At 33.6% G+C, this 11,495-nt stretch carries 8 protein-coding genes; all 8 read right to left on the bottom strand.

Going from position 1 to position 11,495, the window contains the following annotated elements; genetic code table 11:
- Window positions 1-71: 71 nt before the first annotated feature.
- Window positions 72-1,691 carry a glucose-6-phosphate isomerase gene (pgi, locus tag HHX25_RS08085; protein WP_169672000.1) on the bottom strand — a complete coding sequence of 540 codons (1,620 nt, stop codon included), beginning with the start codon at window positions 1,689-1,691 and terminating at the stop codon, window positions 72-74.
- Complete coding sequence (locus tag HHX25_RS08080; RefSeq protein ID WP_169671998.1) at window positions 1,691-3,013, bottom strand: M23 family metallopeptidase; 1,323 nt, start codon at window positions 3,011-3,013, stop codon at window positions 1,691-1,693. The genes pgi and HHX25_RS08080 overlap by 1 nt, the downstream gene beginning before the upstream one ends.
- A complete protein-coding gene (locus HHX25_RS08075; protein WP_169671997.1) occupies window positions 2,971-3,888 on the bottom strand; it encodes a tryptophan 2,3-dioxygenase family protein in 918 nt (305 codons plus the stop codon). Before HHX25_RS08075 ends, HHX25_RS08080 begins: the two co-directional genes overlap by 43 nt.
- Before the next feature lie 10 nt (window positions 3,889-3,898).
- A complete protein-coding gene (locus HHX25_RS08070) occupies window positions 3,899-4,678 on the bottom strand; it encodes a DUF3108 domain-containing protein (protein ID WP_169671995.1) in 780 nt (259 codons plus the stop codon).
- Between the two features lie 162 nt (window positions 4,679-4,840).
- Window positions 4,841-6,001, bottom strand: coding sequence for a 4-hydroxyphenylpyruvate dioxygenase (gene hppD / locus HHX25_RS08065; RefSeq protein ID WP_169671989.1), 1,161 nt, complete (start codon window positions 5,999-6,001; stop codon window positions 4,841-4,843).
- A gap of 95 nt (window positions 6,002-6,096) precedes the next feature.
- Window positions 6,097-7,254 carry a homogentisate 1,2-dioxygenase gene (locus tag HHX25_RS08060; RefSeq protein ID WP_169671987.1) on the bottom strand — a complete coding sequence of 386 codons (1,158 nt, stop codon included), beginning with the start codon at window positions 7,252-7,254 and terminating at the stop codon, window positions 6,097-6,099.
- A gap of 212 nt (window positions 7,255-7,466) precedes the next feature.
- The gene (locus HHX25_RS08055; protein WP_169671985.1) at window positions 7,467-9,704 is read right to left on the bottom strand and encodes a patatin-like phospholipase family protein; all 2,238 of its coding nucleotides are present in this window, start codon (window positions 9,702-9,704) and stop codon (window positions 7,467-7,469) included.
- Entirely contained in the window at window positions 9,701-11,494 is a 1,794-nt protein-coding gene (gene uvrC, locus HHX25_RS08050) for an excinuclease ABC subunit UvrC (protein WP_169671984.1), read from the bottom strand. The genes HHX25_RS08055 and uvrC overlap by 4 nt, the downstream gene beginning before the upstream one ends.
- Window position 11,495: the final 1 nt, after the last annotated feature.

Here is an 11,495-nt window from a genome sequence, read left to right as displayed (position 1 = left end):
AATACATAAAAGGCGTTGATATTTTGAATATCAACGCCTTTTATTTACTACGTAGAGAATCTTTGTTTTCTTTATTTTAAATTTTTATAATAATTCAGCAAATTATTAGTAGAGGAATCATGGTCACTAGCAGCACTATCATTAAACTCTTTCAAAATTTTTGTTGCTAATTGTTTCCCCAATTCGACTCCAAATTGGTCGTAACTAAAAATATTCCAAATAATGCCTTGGACAAATATTTTATGCTCGTACATGGCAATAAGTTTTCCTAAACTCTCTGGTGTCAATTTGTTTATAAAAATAGTATTGGTTGGCTTATTCCCTTTAAAAACTTTAAAAGGAATAATATCAGAACGTGTACCTTCATCTATAACCTCTTGCTCTGTTTTTCCATTTAAAAGCGCCTCCGTTTGTGCTAAGAAATTAGAAATAAGTTTATCTTGATGGTCTTGATTACTATGTAAGGACTTGGTAAAACCAATAAAATCTGCTGGGATTAATTTAGTCCCTTGGTGTATTAACTGAAAAAAGGCATGCTGTGAATTCGTTCCTGGCTCCCCCCATATTAAAGTACCTGTTTCATAATCAATAGGATTTCCATTTCTATCTACGCTTTTTCCATTACTTTCCATAATGCCTTGCTGTAAATACGTGGCAAATTGATTTAAATACTGTGAATAAGCTATCACTGCTTCACTTTCTGCTTTAAAAAAGTTGTTATACCAAATGCTTATTAGAGCTAATACAACGGGAATATTTGTTTTAAAATCTTCGCTTTTAAAATGCTCATCCATTTTGTTAGCACCATTAAGCAAACTTTCAAAATTGTTAAACCCAATAGCTAAACTTATGGTCAAGCCAACAGCACTCCATAATGAGAAACGGCCACCAACCCAATCCCACATAGGGAAAATATTATTTTCATCTATCCCAAATGACTTAACACTTTGAATATTTGTTGATACTGCCACAAAATGTTTGGCGATAGCTTCTTCGCTAGCTGATTTTAAAAACCACTCTTTAATGGTATTGGCATTAGATAGAGTTTCTTGGGTGGTAAATGTTTTTGAAACGACAACAAAGAGTGTTGTTTCTGGATTTAGTTTTTTAATAACTTCATTAACATGATCTCCATCTACATTGCTTACAAAATGTGTGGTTAAATGGTTTTTATAGTATTGTAAAGCATCTACAACCATAGCTGGCCCTAAATCGGATCCTCCAATACCTATGTTTACGATATCTGTAAATACTTTTTCTGTAAAACCTTTTCTCTCACCATTTACGACTTCATTTGTAAATTGTTCTATTTTTTGTTTTACCTGAGAGACTTCAGGTATGACATTAGTGCCATCAACATAGCATTCTGAAGTTTTTGGGGCACGCAATGCCGTATGCAAAACAGCCCTTCCTTCTGTTTGATTAATCGTTTCTCCAGAAAACTGGCTTTTAATAGCATCTTTTAATTTAAGCTCGTTAGCTAATTCTAACAAATAGTTAAAAGTTTCTTCTGTTATTCTATTCTTTGAAAAATCTACGTAAAAATCGTCCCATTTAATAGTGAACTTATCTGCTCGCTCTTTGTCTTGAGCAAATAGATCTTTCATATGGACATTTTTTACGGTTTTAAAATGTTCTCCTAATCGTTTCCACGAGTCTGTAGCTGTAGGGTTTATATTTGGTAAGGCCATTAATTTTTAAATGAAATGAGATTATTTTTATTTTCTAATGTTTCTTCTAAAATCTCTTCTCTAAAAGAGATACTATCCAATTGTGCTTTTATTGGAGCTATAAAGTCTAAATATTTAACTTTTAACGAGTCCGAGATTGGTTTTGCTTCTGGTAATTTTTGCTTAAATGGATCTACCTGTCTACCATTTTTCCAAAAACGGTAACACACATGAGGGCCTCCAGTATTTCCTGTCATACCAACCCAACCTATTACATCACCCTGCTTAACAAATTGCCCAACTTTTGCATTTCGCCTACTCATATGGAGGTATTGTGTTTCGTAAGTGGCATTATGTCGAATTTTAACATAATTCCCATTGCCTCCCCGACGCTTAGATTCAGTAACCGTTCCGTTTGCTGTTGCCATGATGGGCGTTCCTATTGGCGCTGCAAAATCAGTTCCTTTGTGTGGTCGTATTCTATAACCATATACTGCAATGCGTCGTTTTAAGTTATAGCGCGAAGACACTCTGCTAAACTTAACTGGTGCTTTTAAAAAAGCACGTCTTAAATTTTTAGCTTCTTCGCTAAAGTAATCGATGATCCCTTTTACAGAATCTGTTTCAAACTCAAAAGCGTAGAAAGGCTCTTTATTATGTTCAAAAAGTGCCGCTTTTATATTGTGAACTCCTGTGTAAATAGTATCATCTATATATTTATCTGTATAAATTACTTTAAACCGGTCCCCTTTTTGAAGGCGTCTAAAATCTATAGTCCAGGCATAAATCTCATCTGCCATTTTATATGCTAACCTAGGGCTTAAACCTTGTTCTTCTAAAGTCTCAGAGATATTATTGGTAATAACCCCGGTAGCTACTTTCTCAACATATTTAATAGGCTTTCTACTATTATATGCATAGATGGAATCATGAAAATTTATGACAACATACTCTTCCTGATTTGGTTGATAAATAAAACATTTTGGCAACTCCAATGAATCTTTAGAGCATAATAACGTATATGGTTTTCCTACCTGAAGGCGTCTTATATCGAATGAATCCTTTGCTTTTTCTGCAATATGGAATATTTTAGGATATCCTATTTGATTACGTTCTAAAATGACACCAAAGGTATCTCCTTTTTTAATAGTATCTCTCTTAACAACATAATTGTCTAAATTAAAACCAAATTCATAAGTTTCTTCAGGAACTTCTTCTATTATTGCTAATTCTTCTTCTAAAAACTCCGTCTTAGGATCATCTTTACAGGCAATAAAAAAGACTGCTAATATTAATAGTACTAAATACTTGTTCCCCAATCTTGTATTTCTTTTTCTGACCATAACTCTGGAAAAAATATTCTTTTTTGATATTTCGGATGCATATACTTTACCCACTCACTTCCTCCTGTGGCTTCTGCGGTTTTACCTCCTATGTTTAAATAATGATTTGCTGTATTATAATGTGCCATTACCCATTTTATATTTACTGTATAATCATAATGGCGCATAGCTTTTATTAATGCTTTATCTTCTCTGGCTTCTTTAGGCAATGCCTTAAACTTCGACCATAAATTATTACCATAATAAAACTTGGTAAACCTAATAAATTCGTCTTTGTATTTCTCTTCGAATACTTTTAAAAGATAACTTTTTTCGCCTGTTTTATAATCTTTCCCTGCTGCTTGCCAATACAAATGCTCGAAAGCATTCTCGTAAGACGAGTTTCTATCTATGGTATCTCTAAATCTTTTATCTATAAGGTTTATAAGTTCTGTGGAAGCAAATTCAATTTTTCTATACTGCGCACTTTGAAAACCGCTAGCTGGTGTTAAAGTCGTTCTGAATTTATTATATTGATCGACATCCATACCATCTTTCATAATGCTAAAAGATGAAGTAAGCATATCAAAATAACGACTAATGCGCATTAGTTTTGAAGTAAACATAATCGTATCTACTTCGTTACTTTTCGCTACTTGGTCTATCTCACCAAGTATCATTTTAAATAAAAGCTCGTTTATTTGATGGTACATGATGAATACCATCTCATCTGGAAAAACAGTACGTTGCGTTTGAAGATTCAATAAAGCATCTGTCTGAATATAATCCCAATAATTAATAGGTTTACTATGTAGCAACCCTTCTAAATAAGTCTCATAATCCTGATCTATTGCCTCGTATTTCTCTTTTAGTTGGTCGGTTATTTTTGAATTCAAAATCTATTAATTATCTAACAACTATTTTAAAAGGATGTTTCAGCCCTTTAAAAGCTTCAAGGTCAGCTCTAAGAGATCCTACTGCCAAATCAGCTTTAATTCGCAAAGGTACTTTATTTTTGTCTTTTGACACCCATAGCGTTAAACTTTCTTCTTCTTTAAAAACACGCCCAGCCATAACATACGGCCTAAATTTTAAAGATTCTACTTCGCCAAAATCGGTATCTAGAATTTCTTCTCCAAGAAATTGCAGTTTGAATCCGTAGTTTTCTTCATCAAAAAACATATCGACTCTCACCTCATCACCTGGTTTTAACTTTCTAGTATCCAAATTATTACGCAAATAGTAAAACGTTGATACCATATCCTGAATATTAGGCTTCGTATCAATAACTGTTTTCTTATTGTGCTTTTTATTGTTTACGTAAGCCTTATGGTTTGTTTGATCAAAATCTATTTCAATATCTTTTGTATGACCGCCTTCATCTATATTTCTAACAAATTTATAAGGCATAATGGTGTATTTATCAAAGTAACTTTCATACCTGTCTTTTACTTTAAAAAACCATTTTATCATGCCTGTAGTCCAGCCTTTACCTACAACATGATAAACATCTTTATTATTTAATTTGGTATCTTTAACGGTAAGCGTGGCATTCCCAGCTTTTAAAAAGCCACTATAGCTCATTTTAAATTTAAACCATTCGCCATTTCCAAATGCAGGTTCTTGCTGAGCAAAAGACATTTGTACGGCTAATATTGCAGTTAATATAAGTAGTGTATTCTTCATTTGTTATGGGTCTTGATAATGTAACTTCTTAATGCACATTTTATTGCTATATCTTTGAAATTACAATTACTGTTCCAAAAATATAAAAATTCTTTAAACCGCCTCTTGTTATTAGAAGAGCTTAACACTAATTTGTTACAACAAACCCACTTTTTAGCCTAGCTATAACGTACCTCTATTGGCTTGCTCTCTTTCAATAGACTCGAAAAGTGCTTTAAAGTTTCCTGCCCCAAAACCACGAGCTCCCATACGCTGAATAATTTCGAAAAATAATGTTGGCCTATCTTCAACTGGTTTAGTGAAAATTTGCAGTAAATACCCTTCTTCATCAGCGTCAATCATGATGCCTAAGCTTTTTAATGTCTCAATATCTTCTCTTAGTTCATGGTCATGTGCTTCTAACCGTTCTGGTACTGCCTTATAATATGCCTCTGGCGGTGTTGATAAAAACTCAATACCTCTGGCTCTTAAACTAGAAACTGTGGTAATAATATCATCCGTTGCAACAGCTATATGCTGGACTCCTGGACCTTCGTAAAAATCTAGATATTCTTCTATTTGCGATTTTTTCTTGCCTTCTGCTGGCTCATTTATCGGAAATTTTATACGTCCATTTCCATTACTCATTACCTTACTCATTAAAGCTGAATATTCGGTATGAATTTGTTTATCGTCAAAGGATAAGAAATTTTCAAAACCCATAACATCTTCATACCATTTTACCCAGGTATTCATCTCACCCCAACCTACATTTCCTACCATATGATCAATATACTTAAGCCCAACTGGCTCTGGGTTATAATCTGATTTCCACTCATCAAAACCTGGCAAAAATGAGCCATTATAATTTTTGCGTTCAACAAACATATGTACCGTTTCTCCATATGTGTAAATCCCAGCCCTAACAACTTCGCCGTATTCATCTTTTTCTACAACTGGTTCCATATACGATTTTGCACCACGGCTGGTGGTTTCCTGATACGCTTTTCTGGCATCTTCTACCCATAGTGCTATGACTTTAACACCGTCACCATGCTTTACAATGTGATTGTTTATAGGTGATTTACTATTTAGCGGCGTGGTTAGCACAAGACGTATTTTATCCTGCTTAAGCACATAACTTACAGCATCTTTAGATCCCGTTTCTAAACCTTTATAGGCATAGGACTGAAATCCAAATGCTGTTTTATAAAAATGGGCTGATTGCTTGGCATTACCTACATAAAACTCGATATAATCTGTTCCTAAAAGCGGCAAAAAATCTTGCGCGCCTTCAAATATTTTTTCTAGACCATAGTCTACTGATTTTATTTCTTTACTCATGATGTATATTTTTATCATTCCCGCTTTCGCGGGAATCTTATTGTTTGAAATTGAATTTTGATAAAATGGGGCTCCACTTTCGCAGGAATGACAAATTACTCCAACCAAGATTTGTAGTAACTTTCATCTGCTATTTTCATAGCTTCTTCGGTTACCATTAAAGGTTTAAATGTATCTACCATAACAGCCAACTCGTCGGTTTTCACCTTACCAATACTTCTTTCTGCCGCTCCAGGGTGTGGACCATGTGGAATTCCTGCTGGGTGTAATGATATATGGCCCGCTTCAATGTCATTTCTACTCATAAAATCACCATCAACATAATACAGTACCTCATCACTATCTATGTTACTGTGATTATAGGGTGCTGGAATAGCTTGAGGATGGTAATCGTATAATCGAGGCACAAAACTACACACGACAAAGGCATCGGTCTCAAAAGTCTGGTGCACCGGAGGTGGCTGATGAATACGACCTGTTATAGGTTCAAAATCATGAATTGAAAAGGCATAGGGGTAATTATATCCATCATATCCAACGACATCAAAAGGGTGTGATGCATACACCATTTCTATAATATCTCCTTGTTTTTTTACTTTTATTAGAAAATCTCCAGATTCATTGTGTGTTTCTAACTCTTCAGGCCTGCGGATATCACGTTCACAAAACGGCGCATGTTCTAATAATTGCCCAAACCAATTTCTATAACGTTTTGGTGTGTAAATAGGCCTGTGAGATTCGACTATAAACAACCTGTTATCTTCTGTATCGAAATCTATTTTATAAATAATCCCTCTTGGTATCAATAGATAATCCCCGTACTTAAAATTGAGGTTACCTAACATGGTTCTTAATTTACCTGTTCCTTTATGAATAAAAATAAGTTCATCCGCATCGGTGTTTTTATAAAAATAATGGTTTGTAGATTCTTTTGGTGCTGCCAATACAATAGCACAATCACTATTTACAAGTACTGTTTTTCTGCTTTCTAAATAATCCGTTTCTGGTTTTATTTGAAAACCCTTTAAACGATATGATTTTATATTATTCTCTAAAGCAATTTTTGGAGCGACACTGTACTGTTTTTTTATTTCTTTTACCTGGGTGGGACGCTGTTCATGATAGCTATTGGTAGACATACCATCGAACCCTATGGTACCAAATAGTTGCTCATAATACAAACTGCCATCTGGTTTTTTAAATTGAATATGACGCTTATGAGGAATACGTCCTAATTTATGATAAAAAGGCATTGCTTCTAAAATTTAAAGATTAAAAACTATAAAGTTTCAGGTATAAATACCTAAACCTGAATATGGTATATTAAAGATACAATAAAACCTGCTTACTCAGGGTTTCTCTTGATAAGATAGTGTAAGAATAATAAAAGTCCTTGCCAAAAAGTTTGCATAACTATACAAATATCGTGATTTTTTTGGAGTTTTAATTAAAATCGCTTATTGTTTTAAAACCAAAAACCTATATTGAAAAACCAGATACCCTCTTTTTGTTCGGGAGAATAACTAAATTTTCCTTGAATAGGCCCAACAAAAGTATCTATAGCATAACCTAATGCATAGCCGTTATAATCTGAAAATGAAAACCACTCACCCGAATCAAATATGTTGTCACCTACATTTGCCCAATTCCCTTCTAAGGTAATATGATGGTTTTTAAAAATCTCATAATCAGCATTAATAGACCCCTTTACATAACTATCTCCTGTAAGTGAAAAAAAGTCATACCCCAAAAAGGGGACAAAATTATTGATTAAATTATTGCCATAGCCCCCAAGTGCAAAATCTAAAGTCTGAGTAGATTTATCTCCTAATTTAAACCCGCCATGCGATTGTAAATTGAATGCCAGTTTATCTGAAACACTAAAAGCATAACCCATATCTGCTCTAACTATCGAAAACCTATCAAAAGTCTTATTATATTTTGATGCATAAAGATATAGGTGCGCATCTCCATTAAAATAAAACCCTCTTTTTGGAAAATACTTATTGTCGTAGGTATCTAACTTTAAATTTCCAAAAACGCTAAAATAATCGGTATTTTCAAATATGAACTCTTCCTCTGGATCGTTTGACGCAAGCGTTGGTGATTTTATTTCTAAACGCTTATGTTCTGCACCTAAACTTAAGGCAAAATCCTTCCTAAATAGTGTTTGTACATAAAATTGATTCGTTTGATCCTGTAGTTCTGCATCTATCTTATTGACTGCCGGCACTATATTTTCATCATTTTCAAATAATAATCGTGCACTTATATTTTTATGAAATTGTTGAAATCTGGATTTTAGCCCAATACTCCAATAGAAACCCTTATCAATTAAATATTCGAAGTTATACCTAACATTATCTCCTAAAATGATATCTAATGATGCCACATCATTATCAAATAAAAAATGGTTTTTTGTTAGATTTACTAATAATGCACTCTTATATAAATCGTCGTAGTGCACTCCTGCTTTTAAAAAAGTAGTATTTTTAGTTTCCTTTAAATTTGCATATAAATTGTATCCTTCTTCCCCTTCTGTTTTTTTAAGTTCATACTGAAACGAATCGAAATTATTTGTGGCCACCAAACTGTTCACACCATTATTAAAATCTTCATAACTCACTTTTTTGTTTAGTTTTAATTTCAGCTTACCCAAAACATAAGCTCTTGAATAATGTCCTTTATCCGAGAGAGAAAGTGTATTAATGACGATACTATCCTGTGCCTGTATTTTTATTTTTGGGGTAATTTCCGCTTTTTGTCTATTTTTTATTAAAGCTTTCAAATCTGCTGCTTTACTTATAGCAGCTTGCTTTCCTGTTTCAATAATTTTAACGCCTTCACTAAAAGACACCACATTAAAATCCTTGATATCAGGTTTTATATAAATATCTGTTTTAGGCGCCTTTAATTTCATGTCCTTAATCGTCCTAAAATTATTAATTTGGAGCAAAACTTCTGGTGCCGAGACCAATTTTTCGCGACCTGCCAATCCATCTTGAACATCAACCCCTATAATGACATCCATACCCTTTGCTCTCAATTCATCAATTGGGTAGTTATTTACCACACCACCATCGGTTAATATCTGATCGTTAATAACCACTGGTTGAAATATAGAAGGTAAGGCACCGCTAGCCATAACAGATTGGGCCAAATTTCCTTTATCCAACATAACAGCTTGTCCTGTTTCAATATTTGTTGCAATGCAAAAAAACGGAATGGGCAACTCACTAAAATGGTCTATTTCATTAACATGTAACGTTAATTTTGAAAGTAGGTTGTATGTATTTTGACCTCGGGAAAGAGCAGATGGTAATGCAATTTTAAAATTATTAAAAGGAAGTTTTATAGCATATTTTTCATCATTACTACGTTCAAAAAATGCTTTAGAGGCTCTAGGTAAATTATCGGTTATAATATTATCAAAATCGATTTCTTTAAAAATAGAATCTAGCTGATTTCCAGAATACCCTGATGCATATAACGACCCAATAATAGCCCCCATACTAGTTCCCGCAACATAGTCAACTTTCACGCCTAAACTATCAATAACTTTAAGAGCCCCTATATGTGCCAACCCTTTTGCACCACCCCCACTTAGCACCAAACCAACTTTAACATCATTATTATTTTCCATATCTTGAGCATAGCTCCCAAAACAAAAAAACATTAATATAGACACTAATATGTACTTCATTTATTGTGGTAATAATTATAAACTTTTTCTGCTCTTGAAACACCTACAACAGCTTCCAACTCGTCCAACTTGGCATTTGCTACACGTTTAGCAGATTTAAAATGTTTCAACAATTCTACAACTGTTTTATCTCCTATTCCAGTGATTGTTTCCAGCTCTGTATTTAACGCACTTTTACTACGTTTATTTCTATGATGTTCAATTCCGAAACGATGCGCTTCATTACGCAATTGTTGTATAATTTTTAAGGTTTCACTTTTCTTATCTAAGTATAACGGAATGGGGTCGTTTGGATAAAATAGCTCTTCCAGGCGTTTTGCAATTCCTATAATTGCTATTTTGCCTCTTAAATTTAAAGCATCTAAACTTTTTAATGCTGATGACAATTGCCCTTTACCTCCATCAATAATAATTAATTGTGGCAATGGTTTTTGTTCTTCAACCAATCGTTTATATCGTCTGTACACCACTTCTTCCATAGATGCAAAATCATCTGGCCCTTCTACTGTTTTAATATTAAAATGACGATAATCTTTTTTGCTGGGTTTCCCATTTTTAAAAACCACACATGCGGCTACCGGATTTGTTCCTTGTATATTAGAATTATCAAAACATTCAATATGTCTTGGCTCACTAGAGAGTCTTAAATCTGCCTTCATCTGAGCCATAATTCTATTGGCATGCCTATCTGGATCCACAATTTTATCTTGCTTAAAACGCTCCATTCTATAATATTTTGCGTTCCTGAGTGATAAATCCAAAATATGTTTTTTATCTCCTAATTTTGGCACAGTTACTTTAACATCATTACCCAGATCTACTTTAAAAGGCACATAAATTTCTTTTGAATTAGAATTAAAACGCTGCCTAATCTCAATAATAGCTAACTCTAAAAGTTGTAAATCTGTTTCGTCCAACTTCTTTTTCACCTCTAAAGTATGTGATCTGATAATAGATCCGTATGAAAGTTGCAAAAAATTAACATAACCGTAACTTTCGTCACTCATGATAGAGAACACATCCACATTACTAATTTTTGGATTTACTATGGTAGATTTTGCTTGATAATTTTCTAATACTTCTATTTTCTCTTTTATTTTTTGGGCTTCTTCAAACAGCATGTTTTCTGCAAGCTGTTTCATTTGCATTTTAAATCGCGTCAACGAATCCTTAAAGTTTCCTTTTAAAATTTCTTTAATAGCCTTTACATTATTATGGTATTCTTGTTCGGTCTCCAATCCTTCGCAAGCGCCTTTACAGTTTCCTAAATGATATTCTAAACATACTTTGTATTTACCATTCTCGATTTTTTCTTGAGATAAATGGTAATTACATGTTCTTAGGGGGTACAGCCCTTTTATTAGATCTAACAGCGTTGAAACCGTTTTCATACTGGTGTAAGGTCCAAAATACGTGCTCCCATCTTTAAAGATTCGACGTGTAGAAAATACTCTTGGAAAACGTTCTTTTTTTATACAAATCCAAGGGTAGGATTTATCATCTTTAAGCATCACGTTATAACGAGGCATATGCTTTTTAATCAAATTGTTTTCCAACAACAAAGCATCCGTCTCTGTTTCTACAACAATATGTTTTATGCTCGCAATTTTTTTTACAAGTACCCTGGTTTTTCCATTATCATGTGTCTTTGTAAAATAGGAACTAACCCGCTTCTTTAGGTTTTTAGCTTTCCCTACATACAGAATGGTCCCTTCTTTATCGTAATATTGATAAACTCCAGGCTGACTGGGTAGGGTCTTCAGTTGTATTTCTAAATCGGGGGTATCCATC

The organism is Flavivirga algicola (genome assembly GCF_012910715.1).
Taxonomy (GTDB): Bacteria; Bacteroidota; Bacteroidia; order Flavobacteriales; family Flavobacteriaceae; genus Flavivirga; species Flavivirga algicola.
This window is presented reverse-complemented; position numbering and strand designations above follow the sequence as displayed.

What these genes read in the sequence shown, in the direction of transcription:
- pgi (WP_169672000.1), bottom strand. Translation starts at nt 1,691, where the DNA reads ATGGCCTTACCAAATATAAACCCTACAGCTACAGACTCGTGGAAACGA.
- uvrC (WP_169671984.1), bottom strand. Translation starts at nt 11,494, where the DNA reads ATGGATACCCCCGATTTAGAAATACAACTGAAGACCCTACCCAGTCAG.
- hppD (WP_169671989.1), bottom strand. Translation starts at nt 6,001, where the DNA reads ATGAGTAAAGAAATAAAATCAGTAGACTATGGTCTAGAAAAAATATTT.
- HHX25_RS08060 (WP_169671987.1), bottom strand. Translation starts at nt 7,254, where the DNA reads ATGCCTTTTTATCATAAATTAGGACGTATTCCTCATAAGCGTCATATT.
- HHX25_RS08080 (WP_169671998.1), bottom strand. Translation starts at nt 3,013, where the DNA reads ATGGTCAGAAAAAGAAATACAAGATTGGGGAACAAGTATTTAGTACTA.
- HHX25_RS08055 (WP_169671985.1), bottom strand. Translation starts at nt 9,704, where the DNA reads ATGAAGTACATATTAGTGTCTATATTAATGTTTTTTTGTTTTGGGAGC.
- HHX25_RS08070 (WP_169671995.1), bottom strand. Translation starts at nt 4,678, where the DNA reads ATGAAGAATACACTACTTATATTAACTGCAATATTAGCCGTACAAATG.